This is a genomic window from Streptomyces sp. NPDC002577, assembly GCF_053594815.1.
Genome location: NZ_JBSFWK010000009.1, coordinates 118,928 through 144,154, shown reverse-complemented (window position 1 = coordinate 144,154; position 25,227 = coordinate 118,928). Strand labels below are relative to the sequence as shown.

Sequence of the window (25,227 nt, the reverse complement as noted above, 5' to 3'; positions counted from 1 at the left end):
GCGGCTGCCGAATCGTCGGCTCGGTACGGCTGTCCGGGGTGCGGCATCGGCCCGCAGAGGCCCTCAGCCCGCCACCCGCAGCACGCCTTCCCCCGCCAGCAGCGCCAACAGGGACCGCCCCGTGTCCGTGAGCTGGTAGTAGACGCTGCGCCCGACCCGGTGCCGGGTCACCACACCGGACTCGGCAAGCACCGACAAGTGCTCGGACACGGTGCTCGGCGCGAGGCCCAGCCGGTCGGCGAGGCCCGCCGTGGTGAGCGGGCCGCCCAGCTCGCGCAGGACCGCGGCGCGCCCGCGCCCCAGCAGCAGCCCGAGCCGGTCGCCGGCCGGCGGCTCCTCTGCCCGCTCGCGCAGGGCCGCGGCGCCCCGTGCCTGGAACGAGACGGCCAGCACCTCCGGATCGTCCGTGGAGTAGAGCCGGCAGCCCTCGGCGAAGACGAGCGGCACGAGCAGCAGCCTGCGCTCGCCCGCCCGGTACTCGGCGTCGATGTGCTTGGTCAGTTCCAGCACCGGCGGCGTCCACTTCGCGCGTGCCTCGAGTCCGGCGAAGAGGGCGTCCACGCCTTCGGTCGCGAAGGTCCGTGCGCGCACCAGGACTTCGTCCTCGACGAGCCGCCGCATGACGGGCCACAGATCGGCAAGTGCGCCCTCCCAGTACGCGGCGTACGCGTCGGCGAGCGCCGCGCACGCCGCCTCCGGGTCGTCACGGTAGGGCCGGACCACCGGGCGATCGTCCATCCCGGGGTAGTGCTCGTCCAGCTGGGCGCGCACCACCTCGGGCGGCGTCGTCCGTACGATCTCCAGCTCCTGCTCGACGGACGTCGTACCGACCGGCTGCGGCAGCATGAAGTCGGGGAAGTTGAGCGGACCCTCGTACAACAACGCACGCAAGGGCGCGAGCCGCTCGTCGTCGCGTATCACCTCACGAGCCCGGCCCACCCACTTCTCGTACGGCCAGGACGGGCGGCGTTGCGGCATCGCCAGGTGCAGGCTGCAGAACGCGTCCCACAGCGGGCTGACCGCGATCCGCGTCGCCCCGAGGGCCGCCTCGTTCAGCTCGATCCGTATCACCGCGCGGGCACCGCCGGTTCGGTGTGTGTCACCGCGCCGGCTCCAGGAACCCCTGCTCGATCAGCAGCCGGATCTGAGCCGGTGTCCGGTCGCGCAGCAACACAGACTCCTCACCGACCAGTTGTGCGATCGCGTCGAGGATGCGTCCCGCGCTCAGTGTGCCGTCGCAGACGCCCGCGAATCCGGCGCCGACCGTGTCCACCTTGGTCGCCCGGCGCATCCCGCGGTGCTGACGCAGCACCACATGCTCGGGGTCCTCGGCTCCGGGCAGCCCGACCTGCTCCTGCACCACCTCGGCGGCGAGTGCGAAGTGGGCACCGAGCAGCGCCGCGTCGTCGTGCGTCCGCAGATACTCCTGGCGCTCGAAGTGCCGCCGCACGGTCTCGCCGAGCGGCTGTTCGACCGGATGGGGCCACTCCTCCACTGTGATGGAGGGTTCCGCCGAGTCCGTCCTGTGCAGCGTGATCCATCCGAAGCCGACGGACCTGGTCTTGCGGGCCTCGAACTCGTCGAGCCACGCGTCGTAGCGCGCGGCGTACTCGGCCGGGTCCGTGCGGTGGTCGCCCGCGTCGCGCAGCCACAGCTCCGCGTACTGCGTGACGTCCTGCACCTCGCGCTGCACGATCCAGGCGTCGCAGCCGCGCGGCACCCAGGAGCGGAGCCGGTCGGTCCACTCCTCGCCCTCCACGTGCTGCCAGTTGGCGAGGAACTGCGCGTACCCGCCCGGGTTCAGCCGCTCCCCCGCCTGCTGGACGAGCGTCCGGCACAGGTCGTCCCCGCCCATCCCGCCGTCCCGGTAGGTGAGCCGGGCACCGGGCGAGATCACGAACGGGGGGTTGGAGACGATCAGGTCGTACGTCTCGTCGGCCACCGGCTCGAAGAGGGAGCCCTGGCGCAGATCGGCCTCCGGGGCCCCGGACAGCGCGAGCGTGAGCCGGGTGATGTGCAGCGCCCGGGGGTTGAGGTCGGTCGCCGTCACCCGGGTCGCGTGCTGAGCGGCGTGCAGCGCCTGGATGCCGGAGCCGGTACCGAGGTCCAGGGCCGAAGCCACGGGCGTACGCACCGTGATCCCGGCCAGGGTCGTGGACGCCCCGCCGACCCCCAGTACGACTCCCTCGTCACGGCTGCCGATCCCTCCGGCACCGCCGACCGCGCACCCGAGGTCGGAGACGATGAACCAGTCCTCGCCGTCCGGTCCGCCGTACGGCCGCACGTCGACCGTCGCCGCGACCTCGTCGCCGCCGGCCCGGACCAGCCAGCCGCTGTCGAGGCACTCCTCGACCGGCAGCACGTCCGCCACGCGCGCGTGCGCCACGGGTTGCTGCAGCAGGAAGAGCCGCACGAGCGCCTCCAGCGGTGCGTCCCCGCGGGTGGCGCGCAGTGCCGGAACGGTCTCGCTGCGCGCCAGCGCCGCGTACGCGGGGGCGCCGAGCAGCTCGAGCAGCCCGTCGGCGGTGAAGTCGGCGGCCAGGAGGGCGTCGCGCAACCGGGCGGCGACGTCGGCCCGGCCGGGCGAGGGCAGGGAGGACAGGGAGGACTGACTGGCGGTACTCACGCGACCCATTGTGTCGTCCCGAGGTCAGAAGGGCGCGCCACCTTCACCGAACCGCTGTGGGCAGGCGTTCCTCGGCCGCCCCCGGAGGGGCGGCGCCGCGTCACCCCTGCGTAGCCGCCGGCGAGGCAGACGCGCTCTTGCAGCTCGCCTGCTGCTGCATCGCCTTGCCGACGTCGCCTTCCTCGAGCTTCTCCAGGGCGTCGTTGCCGCTCTTGCTGAGCTTGTCCAGCTGGCTCGCGATGTCCTTGAGGCCGTCGGCGAACTTCGCCTGGTCGTCGGTGTTGAGGTCGTCGACCTTCTTCTGCAGCTCCGCGTACGACGCGGAGATGCTCTTGAGCTCCTTGACGGCGTCCTGCTGCTTCTTCTCGCCGTCGTCGACCGGCGGCGCGCCGGCCTTGTCCACAGCGGCGCCGATCGCCTGGTACGCGTCCGACATGTCCTGGAATGCCTGCGAGTCGGTCTTCTGGACATCCTTCGGCGTGCTGTTGTCCGAGGTCTGCTTCTGGATCGCGGTGTTCGCGTCCTCGATCGCCTTCGCCTGCGGCTTCACCGCGTCGCAGACCGACTTGGCCCAGGCGTCCAGCTCCTTGTTGCTGTCACCACTGCATCCCGACAGCGCCAGTACCAGTACCGCACCGCCGGACATTGCGGCAGCGAGCTTCTTGTTCACCGGATTGGTCCCTTCCATGGCTCTCGGCCCCGGAACATACACGTCAAGTGGGCGACTATCTCATGCCGGACGTCCCATATAGACGGTATTGAAGCCATTTGTACCAAGAGAGAGAAGGGTCACGAGCGCACAGAAACGGGCGTGCGACGCGCAGTAACGCGTCGCACGCCCGCCCTTCGAGCGCTGCCTGACCAGGACTTCTGACCAGGCGTCAGGAAACCACCGCCGGATCGGCCGGCTTGGAGGTCCGCTCGGCGTTGTCTTCGTCACCCACAGCGATGCCTCGCCGCTTCGATACGTACACCGCACCGATGATGACGACGAGGGCCAGCACCGCGATCAGCACCCGGATACCGAGACTGGCGTGGTCGCCATAGCTGAATTTGACTACTGCGGGCGCGATGAGCAGCGCCACCAGGTTCATCACCTTCAGCAGCGGGTTGATCGCCGGCCCGGCGGTGTCCTTGAAGGGGTCGCCGACCGTGTCGCCGATCACCGTGGCGGCATGGGCCTCGCTGCCCTTGCCCCCGTGGTGGCCGTCCTCGACGAGCTTCTTCGCGTTGTCCCAGGCACCTCCGGAGTTTGCGAGGAAGACAGCCATGAGGGTGCCTGTGCCGATCGCGCCCGCGAGATACGCACCGAGCGCCCCGACGCCGAGGGTGAACCCGATCGCGATCGGCGCCATCACGGCCAGCAGACCGGGCGTCGCGAGCTCGCGCAGCGCGTCCTTCGTGCAGATGTCGACCACGCGCCCGTACTCCGGCTGCTCGGTGTAGTCCATGATCCCGGGCTTCTCGCGGAACTGCCGCCGCACCTCGTAGACCACCGCGCCCGCCGAACGCGACACCGCGTTGATGGCGAGACCGGAGAAGAGGAAGACGACGGCCGCACCGGCGATAAGACCGACCAGATTGTTGGGCTGCGAGATGTCCATCAACAGGTTCATCGGCGCACTCCTGCCGGTGACGCTCTCGCCGACCTCCTGCGCGGCGGTGACGATCGCGTCCCGGTACGAGCCGAAGAGCGCCGACGCCGCCAGGACGGCCGTGGCGATGGCGATGCCCTTGGTGATGGCCTTCGTGGTGTTGCCCACGGCGTCCAGATCGGTGAGCACCTGGGCGCCCGCGCCCGTGACGTCGCCGGACATCTCGGCGATGCCCTGAGCGTTGTCGGAGACCGGACCGAAGGTGTCCATGGCGACGATCACGCCGACCGTGGTGAGCAGACCGGTGCCGGCCAGCGCCACCGCGAAGAGCGCGAGCATGATCGATGTACCGCCGAGCAGGAACGCCCCGTACACGCCCAGGCCGATCAGCAGCGCGGTGTAGACAGCCGACTCGAGACCCACGGAAATACCGGCCAGAACGACGGTGGCCGGGCCGGTGAGCGAGGTCTTGCCGATGTCCCGCACGGGCCGCCGGGTGGTCTCGGTGAAGTAGCCGGTGAGCTGCTGGATCAGCGCGGCCAGGACGATGCCGATCGCCACGGCGACCAGTGCGAGGACCCGCGGGTCGCCGCTCTTGCCCTGGATCGCCGCGTCGGTGACGCCCTTCAGGTCGGCGTACGAGGACGGCAGATAGACGAACACCGCGACGGCCACCAGCGCGAGCGAGATCAGCGCGGAGATGAAGAATCCACGGTTGATCGCCGTCATGCCGCTGCGGTCGGCACGGCGGGGCGCCACCGCGAAGATGCCGATCATCGCCGTCAGGACGCCGATCGCCGGAACGATCAGCGGGAAGGCGAGCCCGGAGTCGCCGAAGGCCGCCTTGCCGAGGATCAGCGCGGCGACCAGCGTCACGGCGTACGACTCGAAGAGGTCCGCGGCCATACCCGCACAGTCGCCGACGTTGTCGCCCACATTGTCGGCGATGGTCGCGGCATTACGCGGGTCATCCTCCGGAATGCCCTGCTCGACCTTGCCGACCAGGTCGGCGCCGACGTCGGCGGCCTTGGTGAAGATGCCGCCACCGACACGCATGAACATCGCGATCAGCGCGGCGCCGAGACCGAAGCCCTCCAGCACCTTCGGCGCGTCGGCCGCGTACACGAGCACCACACACGAGGCACCGAGCAACCCGAGCCCCACCGTGAACATGCCCACGACACCGCCTGTGCGGAAAGCGATCTTCATGGCCTTGTGCGAGACGGCCGTCAGATCCTTATTCGGTTCTCCTTCTGCGGGAGTCGCTTCACGGGCGGCGGCCGCCACGCGCACATTGGCCCGTACGGCGAGCCGCATCCCGATATAGCCGGTGGCCGCCGAGAATGCCGCGCCGATCAGGAAGAACGCCGAGCGTCCGGCGCGCTGATTCCAGTCGTCCGCGGGCAGCAGCATGAGCAGGAAGAACACCACGACGGCGAATACCGCGAGAGTGCGCAGCTGCCGGGCCAGATAGGCATTCGCGCCTTCCTGGACCGCCGCTGCGATCTTCTTCATGGTGTCGGTGCCCTCGCCCGCCGCGAGCACCTGGCGCACCAGGACTCCGGCGACCACCAGAGCCGCGAGCGCGACGGCCGCGATGACCGTCACGATGAGCCGGTTGTCGTCGGTCAGTACAGCGGCTGCGAAGGTTGATGGGTGGTCCAGCTGATGAGGGGTAGAAAGCCCCGCCATTCGTCCTCCTTGACGCTTGGGCTGAGCTCAAGATGTGGACGGATTGTAGGTAGCAGGCCCTGATCAAAACAGAGCGCGACAAACGGAATCGACCTTGATGTGCTCTTCAGTAAATGATCCATCAATGCCGACGGCATCCAAACGGAGTAATGCCCTGAAAGCGTTGACGCGAGACCAATGATCTAGAGAAATGAAAAAAGGCCCTGCTCAACAGGGCCCAAAAAGAAAAACGATCAGAACGCGCCCCTCACCCGGGGGCGGCGACCGGCTTCAAGCGATCACCGGTGACGATCACGGCAGTACGGTCGCGGACGCGGTCGGCCAGCTCATCCGGATGAGGCCACCGTGCTCGTCAGCGCTCACCTCGACGTCGTCCACGAGGCCACTGATGACGGCGAGGCCCATCTCGTCCTCTTCCAATTCCGGCTCGTCGGCTGCCGCACCGTCCTCGCCGGGCACCCCGTGCGAGGTGGAGGTGTGGGGCACCTCGTCACCGACCTCGATGGAGAACTGCTTCTCCTCCTCGGTCAGCAGCACCCTCACGGGCGCGGTGACACCTCCGCTCTGGTGAAGCCCGACCGCCCGCGTACAGGCCTCGCCGACGGCGAGCCTGACCTCGTCGAGAACGGCCTCGTCCACCCCAGCCCTGCGCGCCACTGCTGCCGCCACCAGTCGGGCGGTCCTGACATGCTCGGGCAGCGCGCTGAAGCGGAGTTCAACGGTGGCCATGCATCCCCCTCGGACGTATGGGCGTGCTCTCGGAAGACCGGGCCGCCTAAGGCCCGGTCCCCCTTCTTGTGCACCCCGGGCCAGGCCCGGGATACCGGCTCAGTCGGTGGCCGCGACAGCTTCCTCGACCGAGGTGTGGATCGGGAACACCTTCGTCAGACCGGTGATCCGGAAGATCTTCAGAATGCGCTCCTGGTTGCAGACGAGGCGCAGCGAGCCCTCATGGGCGCGCACCCGCTTCAGTCCGCCCACCAACACGCCGAGCCCGGTGGAGTCGAGGAAGTCCACGCCCTCCATGTCGACGACGAGGTGAAAATTGCCGTCGTTCACCAGCTCGACCAGCTGCTCGCGCAGCTTGGGCGCGGTATATACATCGATTTCGCCACCGACCTCGACGACCGTACGATCGCCGACGGTACGGGTCGACAGGGACAGGTCCACGGATCCTCCAGCACCTTGCTATCGAGCGGTCGCCCCTTGGGACACCTCGGCTTGAGCCCCCGGGACGGATCGCCAGCCGCGATGGCATTCAATCACTTACCGGCAGGCGTGCACGACGCCTTAGGCCATTGTCCGTCACCCCAGTGACACACTCGATGCCGATGGCCAAGAATCACCGATCCGATCGACGCACGGGGGACACCACGTTGCGCCCCTCCTCCGACGCTGTCCTGGACCGGCTCGCCTCGGGCCCGAGCCGGGCTTCCCGTATCACTCATACGGAGCACTTGCCCCCGAGAGCGGGCCGCCATGCCGTCTGGCCGGACCGTGTCCGCCCCGAGGTCATCGCGGCCGTGCAGGCAGCTGGGATCGAGCACCCCTGGTCCCATCAGGCACTCGCCGCGGAGTACGCCCTGGACCGCGAGTGCGTCGTCGTCTCCACCGGCACCGCCTCCGGCAAGTCCCTCGCCTATCTCGTACCGGTCCTCAGCACCCTCCTCGACGGCTCCGACGCGCCCAACGGGCGGGGCGCGACCGCCCTCTACCTCGCTCCCACCAAGGCGCTCGCAGCCGACCAGTGCCGGGCCGTGAAGGATCTCGCGCGACCCCTCGGGGGCGCCGTACGGCCCGCGGCCTACGACGGCGACACCCCCGTCGAGGAACGCGAATGGGTGCGTCAGTACGCCAACTACGTGCTGACCAACCCCGACATGCTGCACCGCGGAATACTCCCGTCCCACCCGCGCTGGTCCTCCTTCCTGCGCGCCCTGCGCTATGTCGTCATCGACGAATGCCACACCTACCGGGGCGTCTTCGGCTCCCACGTCGCCCAGGTGCTGCGGCGGCTGCGCCGCGTCTGCGCCCGCTACGGCTCCGAACCCGTCTTCCTCATGGCCTCCGCCACCGCCGCCGAACCCTCCGTCGCCGCCCAGCGCCTGACCGGACTGCCCGTACGCGAGGTCTCCGACGACGCATCGCCCCGCGGCGAACTCGTCTTCGCCCTCTGGGAGCCACCGCTCACCGAGCTCCACGGCGAGAAGGGCGCGCCCGTGCGGCGCACGGCCACCGCCGAGACCGCCGACCTGCTGACCGACCTCGTCGTGCAGGGCGTGCGCACGGTCGCCTTCGTACGGTCGCGCAGGGGGGCCGAACTGATCTCCGTGATCGCCCAGGAGCGGCTGGCGGCAGTGGCGTCAGCGACCGAGGCGCTGGGCGACCGGCCGCTCGCCCAGCGGGTCGCGGCCTACCGAGGCGGCTACCTGCCGGAGGAGCGCCGCGCCCTGGAGCGCGCCCTGCACTCGGGTGAACTCCTCGGTCTGGCCGCCACCACCGCCCTCGAGCTCGGTGTCGACGTGTCCGGTCTGGACGCCGTCGTCATCGCCGGCTATCCGGGGACCCGGGCCTCGCTGTGGCAGCAGGCGGGCCGCGCCGGTCGCTCCGGGCAGGGCGCCCTGGCCGTGCTGGTCGCCCGGGATGACCCGCTGGACACGTATCTCGTCCACCATCCGGAGGCCCTGTTCCAGCAGCCGGTGGAGTCCACGGTCCTCGACCCGGACAACCCGTACGTCCTCGCGCCGCATTTGTGCGCCGCGGCCGCCGAGCTACCGCTCACGGACGACGACCTGCCCCTCTTCGGCCCGGCCACCGCCGGGCTGCTGCCGCAGCTGGAGGCCGCGAAACTGCTGCGCCGCCGTGCCAAGGCCTGGCACTGGACCCGCAGGGAACGCGCCGCGGACCTGGCCGACATCCGCGGCGAAGGCGGCCGGCCGGTGCAGGTCGTGGAGGCCGCGACCGGCCGCCTGCTCGGCACCGTCGACGCCTCCGCGGCGCACGCCACCGTGCACGAGGGCGCGGTCCACCTCCACCAGGGCCGCACGTACCTGGTGCGGCACCTGGACCTGGAGGACTCGGTCGCCCTGGTCGAGGAGGCCGATCCGCCGTATTCGACCGTGGCCCGCGACACCACGTCCATCTCCGTCCTGGAGACCGACGTCGAGGTCCCGTGGGGCGAGGCCCGTCTGTGCTACGGATCCGTCGAAGTCACCAACCAGGTCGTCTCCTTTCTGCGCCGCAAACTCATCACGGGCGAGGTGCTGGGCGAGACCAGACTCGACCTCCCCCCTCGTACGCTCCGCACGCGCGCCGTGTGGTGGACGGTCACCGAGGACCAGCTGGACGCCGCACGGGTCAACCCGGAACAGCTGGGCGGTGCCCTGCACGCCGCGGAGCACGCGTCGATCGGCATGCTGCCGCTCTTCGCGACCTGCGACCGCTGGGACATCGGCGGCGTCTCCATCCCGCTGCACCCGGACACCCTGCTGCCCACCGTCTTCGTGTACGACGGCCACCCTGGTGGCGCCGGCTTCGCGGAGCGGGCCTTCCACACCGCCCGGGAGTGGCTCGCCGCCACCCGCCAGGCCATCGCCTCCTGCGAGTGCGAAGCGGGCTGCCCGTCCTGCATCCAGTCCCCGAAGTGCGGCAACGGCAACGATCCCCTGCACAAGCGCGGAGCCGTACGCCTCCTGACGGTGCTGCTTCAAGGAGCTCCCGCGGATGAGGCACCCGGTCCTGCGGAATGCGAGGCGCCCCGTCCACCGGTGAGCGCGGAGTCCACCGAGGCCTGAGTACCAGCTTTACGGACCTGGTCCCGGACCTGGTCCCGGAGCGACAGGACCCGCCGGCCCCGCCCGCGACCTGACCTGTGCCGTCCAAGGTCCGAGGCCGGCCGCCGCCGTGACGTCGGAGATCTCGCCGGACACAGCGCACCGCGCGAGCCGGGCGCCCTGCGCCCGGGCCACCCGTTCCGCCCGGGCACACGCGTGCGCAGCCCCCTCCATCCAGTGGTCCGCCGCAGCGAGCGCCGCCAGGTCTGCGGCACTCCCCGCCTCGTGACGAGCGATCACGGCCTGCCCCATGGTCAGCACGGCGCCGAACACCAGGCACAGCACCGCGATCGCGCCGACGACCCAGACGGTGGCGGATCCCCGGTCCGACGTGCGGGCCGATGACCCGCGCCTTGTCCAGGCGAGCCGTTTCCACCGGCGCCTGGCCCGGCAGAGCCACCTACTGGAATGCCTCATCCGCCCGTCACCCCCACCGTCTCCTCCGCCAGCGCAACGGCCTCGTGCCTCAGGCGCAGGGACAGCACATCCGGACCTGGTGAGTCCGCCGTCACCTCGACCCGGACCAGGCCGCCGTCCCGCCGCACGGTGACCCGTGCCCCATCCGGTGCGGCCTGCTCCGCCGCCGCCACAGCGACCCCCTCGGGATCCTGACGGGCCGCCGCGCGGGCCCCGGCCCGCGCGGCGTCCACACACTGGATCTGGGCGGACGCCGCCAGCAGCGCCCACACCAGTCCCATCGCGAACAGCACCAGAGCGGGGAGCACGACCGCAGCCTCGGCCGTCGCGAACCCCTCGTCCCGGCACCGCCGGACCGGTCGGCTCACAGCGGGCACCCTCATGCCCACCCCACCCGGTCGCAGCTCGTCCGCCGCCGGACACATCTCGCCTCCGGCCGCATCCCCCTGCTGCCGATCCACGTCCCGCGTCGCCTCAGAACTGGACATCGAGCGCCTTGTCCACGATGCCCTGCAGCGCGGCCATCACCTGACCACTCGTCAGCACTTTGTAGAGCAACGAGGCGAACCCCACCGCCGCGATCAGCCCCATCGCATACTCGGAGGTGACCATCCCCTCGTCCCTCCGCAGCACCTCGGACGCCGTACGAACCTTGCGCGACAGGCCACGCGCGCGTGCCCACATCACTTCACACATCCCAACCCCCAGAAAGTTCTCAAGGACTTCAGTACCTGCGGGCCCTGCTCGACGGGCCCGCGTTCCCAGGCCGGAGACCGGCCGCACGCACCCCCCCTCAGCCACCACCCCCGCCCAGCACGCCACCCGCGAGCCCGATCAGCACCGGGACGACTCCGACGGCGATGAACGCGGGCAGGAAGCACAACCCGACGGGCGCGGTGATCAGCACACCGGCGCGGCGCGCCTTTGCCATGGCCGTACGTCCCCACTCGGCCCTGGCCTCCGTGGCGAGCCGTGCGACCGGTACCGCCGCCGGTGCGCCCGAATCTCCGGCCCGCTCCAGCAGCCGGGCCAGCGCCTCGGCCCCCGGTATCGCGGCCAGCCGCCGCCATGCCTCCGCGGGTTCGCCGCCGAGCCGCACCTCGGCCGCACCCCACGCCAGCCGCTCACCCACGGGGCCGCCCAGCGACCCGCCCACTGCCTGCGCCGCGCCGACCGGGTCGGCGCCGGCGGTGATGCATGCCGCCAGCAGATCTGCGGCGAGCGGGAGTTGCCGTGCCGCCGCATCCTGATCGACGCCGGGGAGGGGCGTAGCCGTCCGGCCTGCCCGCCGCCAGCGCACGGCGCCATACCCGGCGAACGCCCCGACCAGGCACCCCACGACACCGCCCACGACCGCATATCCGGCGCAGACAGCACCGACCACCGGCGCCCACCGCCGTACCGCATGTCGTAGTCGCGCTCCCCTTGCAGGAGCCTTCCGGCCTGCCGCGCCCAGCAGCACATCCAGCCGTCGCCGCACCGCCCGTTCACGCCGCCCGGAACTCAGTACGTGGACCAGCCACAGCGCGACACCTGCGAGGCTCACCGCCGCCCCCAGCCTGTGGACAGCGTTCACCGCTCCTCCGCTCCTCGTACGATCCTCAGCGCCCACCACAGCCCGGCGCCCTCCAGCGCTCCGCCGACGAGCAGACAGCCGAGCCCCGGCCCCGTGTGCAGCAGCACCCGCAGCGGATCGGCGCCCAACGCCGTGCCGAGAAACAGGCCCAGGAGGGGGAGCGCCGCGAGCAGTACGGCCGTCGAGCGGGCGCCCGCCAACTGGGCGCGCAGATCGGCCCGTTGGTCACGGTCCGCGCGGAGTGCGTTCTCCAGCCGCTCCAGTCCGGCGGCCAGCCCGGCGCCTCGGTCCACGGCGACCCGCCAGCACGCCGCGAGACCACGCAAGCCGTCGGCGCCCGGCTCCGATGCCGCTTCGCCGAGCGCCCCCGGCACATCCCCGCCGAACCGGGCTGCCGCCACCACGGCTGCCCGGCCCCCGCCGAGACCTCCCGAATCGCGGGCCGCGACGAGCAGCGCCTCGGCGGGCTGCCGCCCCGCGCGCACCTCTCCGGCGAGCGCGCCGCACAGCGCGATCACCTCATCGGTCCGCCGCTCGCTCAGGCGCCGTGCCGCTCTCGCCCGCCGCGCCCGCCGCGCCAGGGGCACACCCACTGCACCCACGAGAAGCGGCACCAAGGACTCGCCCATGACCGCGACGACCACCCCGGCCACCAGGCACCACCATTCGGGCCACAGCCGCGCGCGGCACCAGGCAGCCGCCTCCTCCCATGACGGCCGGGCAGGTCCAGCCGTCCCGGCGTCGGCCAGCAGCAGCCGTGCCCTTCGCACTGCCCGGTCGCGCTCGCCCATCAGCCAGGCCGCCGCTCCCGCGCACACCATCGCCGCGCACATCGGCGCTTCGGACACCATCCCCGTCACAGCGCACCACCCCCGAGCAGTTCCTGCAGCCGCTGCCAGCCCCGCTCGCGCCGGAAGGCATCCGGGCCCCAGCGCAGCGCAGGCACCGTCACGACAAGCCCGGAGGCCTCCCGCTCCAGCACGTGGACCTCCGCGATGCGCCGCCGTCCGTCGCGGTCGCGGGCGAGGTGGAGCACCACGGACAGCGCGGCCGCCAACTGGCTGTGCAGCGCCGCCCGGTCGAGACCGGCCGCCGTGCCCAGCGCCTCCAGGCGCGCCGGCACATCGCCCGCCGCATTGGCGTGGACGGTGCCGCAGCCCCCTTCATGACCCGTGTTGAGCGCGGCAAGCAGATCGACGACCTCCGCACCCCGCACCTCGCCGACCACCAGCCGGTCGGGGCGCATCCTCAGCGCCTGACGCACCAGGTCCTCGAGCGTGACGAGCCCCGCACCCTCCTGGTTGGCGGGCCTGGTCTCCAGGCGCACCACATGCGGATGGTCGGGCCGCAGTTCAGCGGAGTCCTCGGCGAGCACGATCCGCTGGCCCGGCCCGACGAGCCCGAGCAGGGCGCTCAACAGGGTCGTCTTGCCTGAACCCGTACCGCCGCTGATCAGGAACGACAGCCTCGCATCGAGCAGCGCGCGCAACACGCCCGCTCCGCCGGGCGGCACCGTGCCCGCCCCCACCAGTTCGTCCAGGGTGAAGGCACGCGGCCGTACGACCCGGAGGGACAGACAGGTCGAGCCGACGGCGACCGGTGGCAGCACCGCGTGCAGGCGCGTCCCGTCGGGCAGCCGGGCGTCCACCCACGGCCGTGCGTCGTCGAGCCGCCGCCCGGCGACCGCCGCCAGACGCTGGGCAAGACGCCGTACCGCCGCCGCGTCCGGAAACGACACCCCCGTGAGTTCCAGGCCGCCCCCGCGGTCCACCCACACCCGGTCGGGCCCGGAGACCAGGACGTCGGTCACTCGCGGGTCGGCGAGCAGCGGCTCCAGAGGGCCCGTGCCGACCAGCTCGGAACGCAACTGTTCTGCTGCGCCCAGCACTTCGGCGTCACCGAGCACCCTTCCCTGCTCCCTCAGCGCCTGGGCCACCCGGGACGGGGTCGGGTCGGATCCGCTCTCTGCGAGCCACTGCCGCACCCCGTCCAGCAGCCCGGCGCCTCTTCCGGCCTGCCCCGCTTGTCCGGAGCTGCCTGCGGGCGCGACGGCCTGGCGGCTCATACGCCCCCTCCTTCGGCGGGAACCCGCTCCCAGAAAGCCCGGCAGAACCGCGCCAGCGGACCGCGCGCCGCCGCGCCGGGCGGCGCACCGCCCGCCTGAGCCGCCAACAGCCCGGGCTCCACCGGCAGTTCTCCCGCAAGGGGCAGCGCCAGGAGCCGCGCCACCTCCTCCGCGGGAAGCCCGCCGAGTCCTCCGGTGCCGTGCGCGGCGCCCACCACGACCCGCAGGTCCTGCAGCACCATGCCCAGCACCGACGCGACCCGTCTCGCCGCGGCCACCGCACGCAGCTCCGGAGGCACCACCAGCAGCCCCAGGTCCAGCTGGGCGAGGACCTCGGCGATCCCCTCGTCCACCCGGCGCGGCAGGTCCACGACGACCGAACCGCCCCGCCGGCGGGCAGCGGCGAGCACCGCCCGCACGGCCTCCGGCGGAACGACCACCGAATCGCCCCTGTCCCAGCTGAGGACGCGCAACGCATGCAGCTCGGGCAGCGACTCCTCCAGGGCTGCGCCCCCGACTCTCCCGCGGGACTCGGCGAACGCAGGCCAGCGCAGCCCGTCGGCGCTCTCACCACCCAGCAGTACGTCGAGGCCACCGCCCAGCGGATCCGCGTCCACGAGCAGGGTGCGGCGCCCCTCGCGTGCCGACGTCACCGCGAGCGCGCATGCGAGCGTGGAAGCCCCCGCGCCTCCGCGCCCGCCGATCACCCCGACCGTGAGCGCGGGCCGTCCCGCGCCCTCCGCGACGTCGGCGATCCGGTCCACCAGCCACTGCTCACCGTCGGGCAGCCGCAGCACATGGTCGGCGCCGATCTCCACGGCCCGCTGCCACACGTCCGGATCGTCCTGGTCATGGCCGACCAGCACCACGCCGCGTCTGCGCGCGGCACCCCGCACCCGTACAGCGGCATCGTCCCCGACCAGCACGAGCGGCGCCGCTTCCCAGCCGCCCCGCTGCTCGGGCACCCCGTGGTGCACCTCCGGTCTCGCCCCGGCCGCGGCACACAGCCGCAGCAGGTCGTCGAGCAGCTCCACGTCCTCCGTGACGATCAGCGGTGCGCCCTGCCGCCCATCGGCGGCCGGCGACCGGTCGTATGCGATGGCTCCCGCCACGATCCCCAGCCCCTCTCGCTGTACACGTCATGCGCCCGTGAACCCGTGGCCGCGGAGGACCGGCCGCCAATTCACCGAAGAGAAGTGACGGGACGGCCGAGTGAACCGGCGAAACCGAGCCGGCCATGAACTCCGCGAGCGGGACGAGCGGAATCACCGTGCAGCGATCCCGGAAATCGTGTGGATCTTGGTCAATAACTGTGGACAACCCAGCGGTTGTGAATATCCCTCTCACCCATACCGGTGACATCGCCGGAACTTCCGGAGAGGAACGCAACCACTACGCAGAGTGACCAGTTGAGGCAGTCGGATCGCACCATCAATGACGCCGCAGGGAGGGCCCGATGAGCGGAGAAGAGAGGACGAAACCCGTCCGGACATGCGACGACCCCCGCCGGGGGGGAGAGCGGGGGTCGTCCCCACGGCCGACTCGGGGGGGGAGGAGTCGGACCGGGTTAGCACGGTCGCGAACGATCCGTGACTTCCATGGTGTACCCGAGAGCCCTCTCAGGCAAACCCACGCGCCACACCTTACGCCGAATGGTGGGCGCCTATGCTCTGGCTCGTGGAAAACCACTCGTCACCCCGCACTGCGGCCTTCTTCGACCTGGACAAGACGGTCATTGCGAAGTCCAGCACGCTCACCTTCAGCAAGTCCTTCTACCAAGGCGGACTGATCAACCGCCGGGCCGTACTGCGCACCGCGTACGCCCAGTTCGTCTTCCTGGCGGGCGGGGCAGACCACGATCAGATGGAGCGTATGCGCGAGTACCTGTCGGCGCTGTGCCGCGGGTGGAACGTGCAGCAGGTGAAGGAGATCGTCGCCGAGACCCTGCACGACCTGATCGACCCGCTCATCTATGACGAGGCCGCCTCGCTCATCGAGGAGCACCACACCGTCGGCCGCGACGTCGTGATCGTCTCCACCTCGGGTGCCGAGGTCGTCGAGCCCATCGGCGAGCTGCTCGGGGCGGACCGTGTCGTGGCGACGCGGATGGTCGTCGGCGAGGACGGCTGCTTCACGGGCGAGGTGGAGTATTACGCGTACGGGCCCACCAAGGCGGAGGCGATAAAGGAGCTGGCGGCATCCGAGGGGTACGACCTCGCGCGATGTTATGCGTACAGCGACTCGATGACCGACGTGCCCATGCTGGAGTCCGTCGGTCATCCTTATGCGGTCAACCCCGACCGCGCACTGCGCCGTGAGGCCATGGCGCGCCAGTGGCCGATTCTCGACTTCCACCGGCCCGTCCGGCTCAAGCAGCGGATCCCCTCGTTCAAGGTGCCCCCGCGCCCCGCCCTTGCCGCGATGGCCGCCGTCGGCGCCGCAGCCGCCACCGCGGGCCTGGTCTGGTACGCGAGCCGGCGCCGCACGGCGACGGCCTGACCACCCGGTCCGTCCCGGCCGCCTCAGCGGCTCGGACCGGCCCCCACCAGCACAGACGCCACCCGAGGTGTCCGAATTACCGTTGTTTGAACCCGAAAGTAAAGAAGTGTAGCGACTACTTCCGCTTGCCCTCGGCCCTGGAGTACAAAGGACTCAACGGCCCGCGAGACCAAGGCATATCCGGAAGGATCACTTGTAACGCAACCCAAGGCCCACGGACCGATGTATGAACACCGGGCACCCACGCGACGTCGACCCGTCGATTACGGGCCAGCCGCACCAGGCAACGGGCACAGTCCCCGGCCTGATGGGCAGATACAGAGGACGCATGGTAACCGGGTGGACATGCCAGCGGCGGTACGAATCCTCGTACCGCCGCAGCCCTGTCCGCTGGTCCAGCCGGCCCGTCGGCCTCAGGCCGCTCCGCGCTGGAGCGCCTCGCAGACCGCCGTCGACTCCCTGACCCCCAGCTCGACCGCGCGCCCGCAGTGCGCGATCCAGGCGGCCACCCCCTCTGCCGTACCGGACACATAGCCCTCGAGGGCTGCCACGTAGGCGGCCCGGCCCTGTTCCGCATGCCCGACCTCGGCCGGGCAGATCGACTTCGGGTCGAGGCCGCTGCCGATCAGCACGATGCGCTCGGCGGCGCGCGCGACCAGCCCGTTGTGGGAGCCGAAGGGGCGCAGGGCCAGCAGTTCACCGTGCACCACGGCCGCGGTCACCAGCGCCGGGGCCTGGCTGCCCGCGATGATCAGCTGCGACAGGCCCTCCAGACGGCCTGCCACCTCCTCCGCGTCCGGCAGCGGAAGATCGGTCAGCGGTTCGTCGACCGGTTCACCGTCCCGCCGGGGCCGCCCGACCTCGTCGGACCGGCCGGCGGCCGCCACGAGGTGGAGGCGGGCCAGCACGCGCAGCGGCGACTGCCGCCAGATGGAGAGCAGTTGGCCCGCCTCAGCGGTCAGCCGCAGGGCCGCGCCGACGGTACGCGCCTCCTCGTCGCCGCTGAAGTCGGTGCGCCGACGCACCTCTTCGAGTGCCCAGTCCGCGCCGGACAGCGCGGCCGATCCGCGTGCTCCGCGCAGCGCGGCCTCGGACGTGATCTCGTTGCTGCGGCGGCGCATGATCCTGTGGCCGTAGACCCGGTCCACCGCCTTGCGCACCGATTCCACGGACTCGGCGACACCGGGCAGCGCGCCCAGGGCCACGAGCGGGTCGGCGGACGCCCCTGTCGTACTCATGAGTACGACCCTACGCGCCGGGCGATCTCCCGCCATCACTGCTCCGATGAGCTTCTCACCACACTCGTAACCGGCCACAAAGGAGTGGTCTTGCGGCCGTCGAGTTGCCACGCTCCGAGATCGCACCATTACGCTTGGCGAACATGAAGATCGCTTTCGTGGGTAAGGGCGGCAGCGGCAAGACCACGCTGTCCTCCCTCTTCATCCGTCACCTCGCCGCCACCGGCGCTCCGGTGCTCGCCGTCGACGCGGACATCAACCAGCACCTGGGCCCCGCGCTCGGTCTGGACGAGCTGGAGGCCGCCGCGCTGCCCGCGATGGGCGACCGACTGCCGCTCATCAAGGACTATCTGCGCGGCATCAACCCGCGGATCTCCTCCGCCGAGACGATGATCAAGACGACGCCGCCCGGCGCCGGCTCCCGGCTGCTGCGGGTGTGCGAGAACAATCCGGTCTACGAGGCGTGCGCCCGCCCGGTGGAACTCGACGACGCCGCCGTCCGTTTGATGGTCACCGGCCCCTTCACGGAAGCCGACCTCGGTGTCGCCTGCTACCACTCGAAGACGGGCGCGGTGGAGCTGTGCCTGAACCATCTCGTGGACGGCCGCGGCGAGTACGTGGTCGTCGACATGACGGCAGGCTCGGACTCCTTCGCGTCCGGCATGTTCACCCGCTTCGACATGACCTTCCTGGTGGCCGAGCCGACCCGTAAGGGGGTGTCCGTCTACCGCCAGTACAAGGAGTACGCACGGGACTTCGGCGTCGCGCTGAAGGTCGTCGGCAACAAGGTGCAGGGGCAGGACGACATCGACTTCCTGCGAGCGGAGGTGGGAGAGGACCTGCTCGTGACGGTCGGGCAATCGGACTGGGTGCGCGCCATGGAGAAGGGCCGCCCGCCCCGGTTCGCACTCCTGGAGGACGCCAACCACCGTGCCCTGCAGGCACTTCGGGCCGCAGCCGACGCGACGTACGACGTTCGTGACTGGGACCGCTACACGCGCCAGATGGTGCACTTCCACCTGAAGAACGCGCAGAGCTGGGGCAACGCGCGGACGGGAGCAGATCTGGCCGCGCAGGTGGACCCCGGTTTCGTGCTGCGGGAGAGCCTCGACGGCTCGCAGGTCGGTGCCCCTCAGCCGGCCTGAGCGCCGGATCGCCCAGGCCCGCGCGTTACGGCACCGGCCCGAGCGATCCCTGAGCGTCCCGTCCCGGGGACGTCCCTAGCCTTGCCTGGGCGTCGAAGCCCCGGACGCTGAAACCCCGGATGCCGAAGCCCTGGGCACCGGAGCCCCTGATGCCGGAGCCCCGGACGCCGAAGAGCCCGGGGCCCCCTTCGGGGCCGGCGAGGGCGCGGCGGCGAGATAGGCGGCCCAGCCCGCCTTCGGGGCCTCGCCGACGTCCAGGCGGCGCAGCTTGCCGAGGACGGCCGGGTCCTGGGCGTCGAGCCAGTCGGCGAGCTGCCGGAAGGAGACGCAGCGCACGTCCGGCTTGTTGCACACCCGCTGGACGGTCTGCTCGATGGCCCGCATATAGGTGCCGCCGTTCCAGGACTCGAAGTGGTTGCCGATGATCAGTGGCGCGCGGTTGCCGTGGTAGGCGCGGTCGAAGCCCCGCAGCAGGCCGTCGCGCATCTGGTTGCCCCAGTACTCACGCATCGACGGGTCACCCTGGGTGGCGGTGCCGGACTGGTTGACCATGAAGTTGTAGTCCATGGTCAGCGTCTCGAAGGACCGTCCCGGCACCGGTACGAGCTGCATCGACAGGTCCCAGAGGCCGCCCTTGCGCTCGGGCCAGACCTGGTTGTCGACGCCGCTGGTGTCGTAGCGGAAGCCGAGCTCGCGGGCCGCCCGGCGGAAGTTCTCCCTGCCCTCCAGGCAGGGTGTGCGGGCACCGATGAGCTCCTTGTCGTAGTCGAAGGGCAGCGGCGCCGTCGCCCTCAGGCCCGCGTTCGTCTTCCAGGACTTCACGAAGGACTTGGCCTGCCGGATCTCGTCCTTCCAGTCCTCCACCGACCACTCGCCGACGCCCCCTCCGCTGCCGCAGAAGTGGCCGTTGAAGTGCGTGCCGATCTCGTTGCCCTCGAGCCAGGCCCCGCGGAGCTGCTCCACGGTCGCCTTGATGCCCCCGCGGTCGTTGAAGCCGATGTCCGAGCGGCCGGGCGAGTGGTGCGGCGGCCGGTAGAGGTCGGCCTTCTCCTCGGGGAGCATGTACACGCCGCTGAGGAAGTACGTCATGGTGGCGTTGTTCTTCTTGGCCACCTTGCGGAAGTACGAGAACAGCTTCTGGCTGTCCTCTCCCGCACCGTCCCACGAGAACACCACGAACTGCGGCGGTTTCTGGCCGGACCTCAGGCGTTGCGGCTTCGCCAGATGCGGCTGCACCCCGGTGTACGCGGTCGAACCGTCACCGATCAGGCGCACCGCGCTCTTCGGGGCCGGAGCCGGAGCGGGTGCCACGGGCCCCTTCCGCCCCTTGGCACCCTCCCTCGTGCCCTCCTTGGCGCCGGTGGCGTCGCCGGAGCAGCCCGCGAGGGCTGCGGCACAGGCTGCGGCGGTCGTGATCCCCGCAGCGATCCTCACGGTGACGGCCGTCATCCGCCCACCTTCTTCCTTCGGGTCGGGGCAGTGCGTCGATTCGAAGACACGCATCGATCCGGGCCGGTTCGCCGATCGAGGCGTTTTGCCGGGAATGTCAACGGCGCGCCCAACGTCGCATGAGGCCGCGGAAGAACTAGTCCGACAAGCCGAAATGGGGGCACGTTCACTCGCCGGGATGAAAAAGTGACCCTTTTGACCCGATTATTGGGCACCAGTCTTTACGCTGCATTACGGTTCGTTTACCAAGAATTGAGAAATCCCGCCGCTGCAACGCCGTGACCCACGGCCGCGACCCACCCGGCAATGGCCGGGCCCCCAGTTCCGCGACCGCGCCGCCCCGGAGGAGACGGGAAAAGATGTCAGCCTGCGTCCCCACTCGCACCGACGACTCATCACTCACGACCGACGCCCATGGACCCCACAGCCCGCCCCCGGGCCGGCACGGAAGGTTCCGGATCAGCGGCGCCGACCTGTCCGCCTCGGTGGCCGTCTTCCTGATCGCCCTGCCGCTGTCGCTGGGCATCGCTCTCGCCACCGGAGCACCGCTCCAGGCAGGCCTCGTCGCCGCCGCGGTGGGCGGCCTCGTGGTAGGCCGGTTCGGCGGCGCACCGCTCCAGGTGAGCGGTCCGGCCGCCGGGCTCACCGTGGTGACCGCCGAGATCATCCATCGCTACGGATGGCGTACGACCTGCGCCATCACCGTCCTCGCCGGCCTCGCCCAACTCGGCCTGGCCCTGCTCCGGGTGGCGCGCTCCGCGCTCGCCGTCAGCCCCGCCATCGTGCACGGCATGCTGGCCGGCATCGGCGTCACCATCGCCCTCGCCCAGCTGCACGTCGTGCTCGGCAGCACCCCGCAGAGCTCCGTGGTCGACAACCTGGTCGCACTGCCGGGCCAGTTGGCCCGGCTGCATCCGGCGGCGCTCTCGGTGAGCCTGCTGACCCTGGCCGTGCTGCTGGCCTGGCCCCGGATTCCCGGGCGGGCAGGGCGCGCGGCCCGGAAGATCCCCGCCGCCCTCGCGGCGGTCGCGCTGGCCACGGCCGTGGCGGCACTGGCCGGGCTGCGACTGCCCAGGGTGGATCTGCCCTCCTGGTCGAGCCATGCGCTGCCGCAGCTGCCCGACGGACCCGTGCTGGGCATCGCGGCCGCCGTGCTGACCGTCACACTCGTCGGGAGCGTCGAGTCGCTGCTGTCAGCCGTCGCCGTGGACAAGCTGGCCGCAACACGCAAGGGGCCCCGCGTGCCGCGGGCGGACCTCGACCGGGAGCTGCGCGGCCAGGGCACCGCCAACATCGTCTCGGGAGCGCTCGGCGGCCTGCCCGTCACCGGCGTCGCGGTGCGCAGCGCGGCGAACGTCCAGGCGGGCGCCGTCAGCCGCAACTCCGCCATGCTGCACGGACTGTGGGTCGTGGTGGCAGCGCTCCTTCTCGTGCCGGTGCTCGACCTGATCCCGCTGGCCGCACTGGCCGCGCTGGTCATGGCGGTCGGCGTCCAGATGGTCAGCATCACCCACATCCGTACGGTCACCCGCCACCGCGAGGTGCTGGTCTACGCGGTGACCACGGTGGGCGTGGTGTTCCTCGGCGTACTGGAGGGCGTGGGAATCGGCATCGCCGTCGCGGTCGCCGTCGCCCTGCACCGGCTGGCCCACACCCGCATCACCCACGAGGAGGACGCCTACGGCACCCACCACGTCCGGGTACGCGGGCAGCTGACGTTCCTCGCCGTGCCCAGGCTCAGCCGGGCCCTGCACCACGTACCCCAGGGTGCGCATGTCGTGGTCGAGCTGGACGGCTCGTTCATGGACCACGCGGCGTACGAATCGCTGCAGGACTGGCAGGACTCCCACCGGGCACACGGCGGATCGGTCGAGATGGCCGGCCGCGCGGGGATCGCGGCCTCCCCTGCCCATCAAGGCGACTCGGCACAAGGCGGCAAGGCCGCTCAGCAGGACTCCCGGGATCCCCACGCCAGAAGGAGGTCGAGAGTGGCGGAGAAGGCGCGTGCCTGGGGACGGCTCATGGAGCCCACGATCGCCTCGCACTCGTGCTGCCGCCCGTGGACGCCGTGGCGCAACCACCACTGCGACCGGCCCCGGCCCGCACAGGAGGACGGCCTGCCCAGCGGTCACCAACTCGCCAGCGGGATCAGCGCGTTCCAGCGCAACACCGCTCCACTGGTCCGTGGTGAGCTCGCCCGGCTGGCGCGCGAAGGCCAGCGGCCCACCCAGCTGTTTCTGACCTGCGCCGACTCCCGGCTCGTCACCTCGATGATCACCTCCAGCGGTCCGGGCGACCTGTTCGTCGTACGCAACGTGGGCAACCTGGTGCCGCTGCCGGGCGAGGAGAGCGGTGACGACTCGGTCGCGGCAGCCATCGAGTACGCCGTGGACGTCCTCGAAGTGCAGTCGATCACCGTGTGCGGGCACTCCGGATGCGGTGCGATGCAGGCCCTTCTGCAGTCCGCCGGGTCCGCCGGATCCGCCGGGCACGGGCAGTCCGACGGGGAGGCCGGGCATCAGCCCACGGGCGCCCGCCCCGCCCCGCCTGACAGTGCTCAGACACCCCTCAGGCGCTGGCTGCGGCACGGGCTGCCCAGCCTTCGGCGCCTGGCGGACGCCGAGCGGCCCTGGGCGCGGCTGGCGGCACGAGAGCCGGCCGATGACGTCGAGAAGCTCTGTCTGACCAATGTGGTGCAGCAGTTGGAGCATCTGCGGGCGCACGAGTCGGTGGCTCGGCGGCTCGCGGACGGGACGCTCGAGCTCCACGGCATGTACTTCCATGTGGGCGAGGCGCAGGCGTATCTGCTCTCCGGCAGCGCACCCGACGGCATGGTCTTCGACCAGGTAGGCGAGGTGTCCCTGCAGGACTCGCACGCCTGAACCTCTCCCCCTTCCCATCCGTGAGTAGGTATGACCCCGTGTACCCCGAGGTGTGCCCGCACACGGGGCCATACTCACGTAAAGGTCTAAACCAATTTGGCTGCAGACCCTTGCACCCATGGCTTCGGCCTGATGAGCTATGGCCTGGGACACAACGGACACCCTGGGAAAGGGAGATGTCGTGAGCAACGAAAGCCTGGCCAACCTGCTCAAGGAGGAGCGGAGGTTCGCGCCGCCCGCCGACCTGGCCGCGCACGCCAACGTCACCGCGGAGGCGTATGAACAGGCCAAGGCTGACCGGCTCGGGTTCTGGGCCGAGCAGGCGCGCCGGCTGACCTGGGCCGTCGAGCCGGCCGAGACGCTGGACTGGTCGAATCCGCCGTTCGCCAAGTGGTTCGCGGACGGCAAGCTGAACGTCGCGTACAACTGCGTGGACCGCCATGTCGAGGCGGGCCTCGGCGACCGCGTCGCGATCCACTTCGAGGGCGAGCCGGGCGACAGCCGGGCCATCACCTATGCCGAGCTGAAGGACGAGGTCTCGAAGGCCGCGAACGCCCTGACCTCGCTCGGTGTGCAGAAGGGCGACCGCGTCGCCGTCTACATGCCGATGATCCCGGAGACCGCGATCGCCATGCTGGCCTGCGCCCGGGTCGGCGCCGCGCACTCGGTCGTCTTCGGCGGCTTCTCGGCCGACGCGCTGGCCACCCGTATCGAAGATGCCGACGCCAAGGTCGTCATCACCTCCGACGGCGGCTACCGACGCGGCAAGCCGGCCGCGCTCAAGCCCGCCGTGGACGAGGCCGTCGCGCGCGTGGACCGCGTCGAGCACGTCCTGGTCGTACGGCGCACCGGGCAGGACGTCGCCTGGACTTCAGGCCGCGACGTGTGGTGGCACGAGCTGGTCGAGCAGCAGCCGGCCGAGCACACCCCGGAGGCCTTCGACGCCGAGCACCCGCTGTTCATCCTGTACACGTCCGGTACGACGGGTAAGCCGAAGGGCATCCTGCACACCTCCGGCGGCTACCTCACACAGGCCGCGTACACGCACCACGCGGTGTTCGACCTCAAGCCCGAGACGGACGTCTACTGGTGCACCGCCGACGTCGGCTGGGTCACCGGCCACTCGTACATCGTGTACGGACCGCTGGCGAACGGCGCGACGCAGGTCATGTACGAGGGCACGCCCGACACCCCGCACCAGGGACGCTTCTGGGAGATCGTGCAGAAGTACGGGGTGACCATCCTGTACACGGCGCCGACCGCGATCCGTACGTTCATGAAGTGGGGCGACGACATCCCCGCCAAGTTCGACCTGTCCAGCCTGCGCATCCTGGGGTCGGTCGGTGAGCCGATCAACCCGGAGGCGTGGATCTGGTACCGCAAGCACATCGGCGCCGACACGTGCCCGATCGTGGACACGTGGTGGCAGACCGAGACCGGCGCGATGATGATCTCGCCGCTGCCCGGCGTCACCGAGACCAAGCCCGGGTCCGCCCAGACCCCGCTGCCCGGCATCTCCGCGACCGTCGTCGACGACGAGGCGAGCGAGGTGCCCAACGGCGGAGGCGGCTACCTCGTCCTGACCGAGCCGTGGCCTTCGATGCTGCGCACCATCTGGGGCGACGACCAGCGGTTCATCGACACCTACTGGTCCCGCTTCGAGGGCAAGTACTTCGCGGGCGACGGCGCGAAGAAGGACGAGGACGGCGACATCTGGCTGCTCGGCCGGGTCGACGACGTGATGCTGGTGTCCGGCCACAACATCTCGACCACCGAGGTCGAGTCGGCGCTGGTCTCGCACCCGTCGGTCGCCGAGGCGGCGGTCGTGGGCGCGGCGGACGAGACGACCGGCCAGGCCATCGTCGCCTTCGTGATCCTGCGGGGTACGGCCGCGGAGTCGGCCGACCTGGTCGGTGAGCTGCGCAACCACGTCGGCTCCACGCTCGGGCCGATCGCCAAGCCGAAGCGGATCCTGCCGGTCGCCGAGCTGCCGAAGACACGCTCCGGCAAGATCATGCGGCGGCTGCTGCGCGATGTCGCCGAGAACAGGCAGCTGGGAGACGTCACGACGCTGACTGACTCGTCCGTCATGGACCTCATCCAGTCGAAGCTTCCGGCTGCGCCGAGCGAGGACTGACACCGGACGGCTATGCACCGAGAAGGGCATCCGGCAGCACGCCGGGTGCCCTTCTCGCACGTCACCGCACGTC

The 25,227-nt window shown here is 70.9% G+C and carries 20 protein-coding genes; 5 read left to right on the top strand and 15 right to left on the bottom strand.

Features of this window, described 5'->3' with window-relative positions; genetic code table 11:
- Window positions 1-63: 63 nt before the first annotated feature.
- The 6 genes from ACWD4J_RS15560 to bldG all read right to left on the bottom strand — a co-directional run bounded on the left by ACWD4J_RS15560 (window position 64) and on the right by bldG (window position 7,083).
- A complete protein-coding gene (locus tag ACWD4J_RS15560) occupies window positions 64-1,071 on the bottom strand; it encodes a helix-turn-helix domain-containing protein (protein ID WP_451395887.1) in 1,008 nt (335 codons plus the stop codon).
- Between the two features lie 28 nt (window positions 1,072-1,099).
- On the bottom strand, window positions 1,100-2,635 hold the full coding sequence (locus ACWD4J_RS15555; RefSeq protein WP_451395886.1) for a DUF7059 domain-containing protein: 1,536 nt from the start codon (window positions 2,633-2,635) through the stop codon (window positions 1,100-1,102).
- A gap of 91 nt (window positions 2,636-2,726) precedes the next feature.
- Window positions 2,727-3,314, bottom strand: a complete 588-nt coding sequence (locus tag ACWD4J_RS15550; RefSeq protein ID WP_451395885.1) for a small secreted protein — start codon at window positions 3,312-3,314, stop codon at window positions 2,727-2,729.
- A 193-nt stretch (window positions 3,315-3,507) separates the two neighbouring features.
- Entirely contained in the window at window positions 3,508-5,913 is a 2,406-nt protein-coding gene (locus ACWD4J_RS15545) for a sodium-translocating pyrophosphatase (RefSeq protein ID WP_451395884.1), read from the bottom strand.
- A gap of 291 nt (window positions 5,914-6,204) precedes the next feature.
- Window positions 6,205-6,642: an ATP-binding protein gene (locus tag ACWD4J_RS15540; protein ID WP_451395883.1), complete on the bottom strand. Its 438-nt coding sequence runs from the start codon at window positions 6,640-6,642 to the stop codon at window positions 6,205-6,207.
- Between the two features lie 99 nt (window positions 6,643-6,741).
- Window positions 6,742-7,083, bottom strand: coding sequence for an anti-sigma factor antagonist BldG (bldG, locus tag ACWD4J_RS15535; protein ID WP_010986038.1), 342 nt, complete (start codon window positions 7,081-7,083; stop codon window positions 6,742-6,744).
- Window positions 7,084-7,370: 287 nt separating this feature from the next.
- Here bldG and ACWD4J_RS15530 point away from each other — a divergent pair, with 287 nt between their 5' ends.
- A complete protein-coding gene (locus ACWD4J_RS15530) occupies window positions 7,371-9,707 on the top strand; it encodes a DEAD/DEAH box helicase (RefSeq protein ID WP_451395882.1) in 2,337 nt (778 codons plus the stop codon).
- Between the two features lie 9 nt (window positions 9,708-9,716).
- On the opposite strand, the gene ACWD4J_RS15525 is transcribed toward ACWD4J_RS15530, so the two are convergent.
- The 7 genes from ACWD4J_RS15525 to ssd all read right to left on the bottom strand — a co-directional run bounded on the left by ACWD4J_RS15525 (window position 9,717) and on the right by ssd (window position 14,916).
- Entirely contained in the window at window positions 9,717-10,163 is a 447-nt protein-coding gene (locus tag ACWD4J_RS15525) for an Rv3654c family TadE-like protein (protein WP_451395881.1), read from the bottom strand.
- Entirely contained in the window at window positions 10,160-10,546 is a 387-nt protein-coding gene (locus tag ACWD4J_RS15520; protein WP_451395880.1) for a TadE family type IV pilus minor pilin, read from the bottom strand. Before ACWD4J_RS15520 ends, ACWD4J_RS15525 begins: the two co-directional genes overlap by 4 nt.
- A gap of 91 nt (window positions 10,547-10,637) precedes the next feature.
- Window positions 10,638-10,859 (bottom strand): DUF4244 domain-containing protein, encoded by a 222-nt coding sequence (locus ACWD4J_RS15515; RefSeq protein WP_451395879.1) that lies wholly within the window; start codon window positions 10,857-10,859, stop codon window positions 10,638-10,640.
- Window positions 10,860-10,956: 97 nt separating this feature from the next.
- Window positions 10,957-11,739: a type II secretion system F family protein gene (locus tag ACWD4J_RS15510; RefSeq protein ID WP_451395878.1), complete on the bottom strand. Its 783-nt coding sequence runs from the start codon at window positions 11,737-11,739 to the stop codon at window positions 10,957-10,959.
- On the bottom strand, window positions 11,736-12,590 hold the full coding sequence (locus tag ACWD4J_RS15505) for a type II secretion system F family protein (protein ID WP_451395986.1): 855 nt from the start codon (window positions 12,588-12,590) through the stop codon (window positions 11,736-11,738). Before ACWD4J_RS15505 ends, ACWD4J_RS15510 begins: the two co-directional genes overlap by 4 nt.
- 5 nt (window positions 12,591-12,595) lie before the next feature.
- Window positions 12,596-13,804: a TadA family conjugal transfer-associated ATPase gene (locus ACWD4J_RS15500; RefSeq protein WP_451395877.1), complete on the bottom strand. Its 1,209-nt coding sequence runs from the start codon at window positions 13,802-13,804 to the stop codon at window positions 12,596-12,598.
- Window positions 13,801-14,916 (bottom strand): septum site-determining protein Ssd, encoded by a 1,116-nt coding sequence (ssd, locus tag ACWD4J_RS15495; protein WP_451395876.1) that lies wholly within the window; start codon window positions 14,914-14,916, stop codon window positions 13,801-13,803. The genes ACWD4J_RS15500 and ssd overlap by 4 nt, the downstream gene beginning before the upstream one ends.
- Before the next feature lie 553 nt (window positions 14,917-15,469).
- On the opposite strand from ssd, the gene ACWD4J_RS15490 reads away from it, so the two are divergent.
- A complete protein-coding gene (locus ACWD4J_RS15490; protein WP_451395875.1) occupies window positions 15,470-16,303 on the top strand; it encodes an HAD family hydrolase in 834 nt (277 codons plus the stop codon).
- A gap of 413 nt (window positions 16,304-16,716) precedes the next feature.
- Here the strand turns inward: ACWD4J_RS15490 and ACWD4J_RS15485 are convergent, their stop codons facing one another.
- A complete protein-coding gene (locus ACWD4J_RS15485) occupies window positions 16,717-17,541 on the bottom strand; it encodes an oxidoreductase (protein WP_451395874.1) in 825 nt (274 codons plus the stop codon).
- Window positions 17,542-17,684: 143 nt separating this feature from the next.
- Between ACWD4J_RS15485 and ACWD4J_RS15480 the strand changes: the two genes are divergently transcribed.
- Window positions 17,685-18,686: an ATP-binding protein gene (locus tag ACWD4J_RS15480; RefSeq protein WP_451395873.1), complete on the top strand. Its 1,002-nt coding sequence runs from the start codon at window positions 17,685-17,687 to the stop codon at window positions 18,684-18,686.
- A gap of 75 nt (window positions 18,687-18,761) precedes the next feature.
- Here the strand turns inward: ACWD4J_RS15480 and ACWD4J_RS15475 are convergent, their stop codons facing one another.
- Window positions 18,762-20,135, bottom strand: a complete 1,374-nt coding sequence (locus ACWD4J_RS15475) for a hypothetical protein (protein ID WP_451395872.1) — start codon at window positions 20,133-20,135, stop codon at window positions 18,762-18,764.
- Between the two features lie 359 nt (window positions 20,136-20,494).
- On the opposite strand from ACWD4J_RS15475, the gene ACWD4J_RS15470 reads away from it, so the two are divergent.
- Window positions 20,495-23,017: a bifunctional SulP family inorganic anion transporter/carbonic anhydrase gene (locus ACWD4J_RS15470; protein ID WP_451395871.1), complete on the top strand. Its 2,523-nt coding sequence runs from the start codon at window positions 20,495-20,497 to the stop codon at window positions 23,015-23,017.
- 139 nt (window positions 23,018-23,156) lie between these two features.
- A complete protein-coding gene (gene acs, locus ACWD4J_RS15465) occupies window positions 23,157-25,154 on the top strand; it encodes an acetate--CoA ligase (protein WP_451395870.1) in 1,998 nt (665 codons plus the stop codon).
- Window positions 25,155-25,227: the final 73 nt, after the last annotated feature.

What these genes read in the sequence shown, in the direction of transcription:
- ACWD4J_RS15520 (WP_451395880.1), bottom strand. Translation starts at nt 10,546, where the DNA reads ATGAGGGTGCCCGCTGTGAGCCGACCGGTCCGGCGGTGCCGGGACGAG.
- ACWD4J_RS15545 (WP_451395884.1), bottom strand. Translation starts at nt 5,913, where the DNA reads ATGGCGGGGCTTTCTACCCCTCATCAGCTGGACCACCCATCAACCTTC.
- ACWD4J_RS15515 (WP_451395879.1), bottom strand. Translation starts at nt 10,859, where the DNA reads ATGTGTGAAGTGATGTGGGCACGCGCGCGTGGCCTGTCGCGCAAGGTT.
- ACWD4J_RS15480 (WP_451395873.1), top strand. Translation starts at nt 17,685, where the DNA reads ATGAAGATCGCTTTCGTGGGTAAGGGCGGCAGCGGCAAGACCACGCTG.
- ACWD4J_RS15505 (WP_451395986.1), bottom strand. Translation starts at nt 12,590, where the DNA reads ATGGTGTCCGAAGCGCCGATGTGCGCGGCGATGGTGTGCGCGGGAGCG.
- ACWD4J_RS15475 (WP_451395872.1), bottom strand. Translation starts at nt 20,135, where the DNA reads ATGACGGCCGTCACCGTGAGGATCGCTGCGGGGATCACGACCGCCGCA.
- ACWD4J_RS15500 (WP_451395877.1), bottom strand. Translation starts at nt 13,804, where the DNA reads ATGAGCCGCCAGGCCGTCGCGCCCGCAGGCAGCTCCGGACAAGCGGGG.
- ACWD4J_RS15555 (WP_451395886.1), bottom strand. Translation starts at nt 2,635, where the DNA reads ATGGGTCGCGTGAGTACCGCCAGTCAGTCCTCCCTGTCCTCCCTGCCC.
- ACWD4J_RS15485 (WP_451395874.1), bottom strand. Translation starts at nt 17,541, where the DNA reads ATGAGTACGACAGGGGCGTCCGCCGACCCGCTCGTGGCCCTGGGCGCG.
- ACWD4J_RS15490 (WP_451395875.1), top strand. Translation starts at nt 15,470, where the DNA reads ATGCTCTGGCTCGTGGAAAACCACTCGTCACCCCGCACTGCGGCCTTC.
- ACWD4J_RS15470 (WP_451395871.1), top strand. Translation starts at nt 20,495, where the DNA reads ATGTCAGCCTGCGTCCCCACTCGCACCGACGACTCATCACTCACGACC.
- ACWD4J_RS15550 (WP_451395885.1), bottom strand. Translation starts at nt 3,314, where the DNA reads ATGGAAGGGACCAATCCGGTGAACAAGAAGCTCGCTGCCGCAATGTCC.
- ACWD4J_RS15525 (WP_451395881.1), bottom strand. Translation starts at nt 10,163, where the DNA reads ATGAGGCATTCCAGTAGGTGGCTCTGCCGGGCCAGGCGCCGGTGGAAA.
- ACWD4J_RS15540 (WP_451395883.1), bottom strand. Translation starts at nt 6,642, where the DNA reads ATGGCCACCGTTGAACTCCGCTTCAGCGCGCTGCCCGAGCATGTCAGG.
- acs (WP_451395870.1), top strand. Translation starts at nt 23,157, where the DNA reads ATGGCCTGGGACACAACGGACACCCTGGGAAAGGGAGATGTCGTGAGC.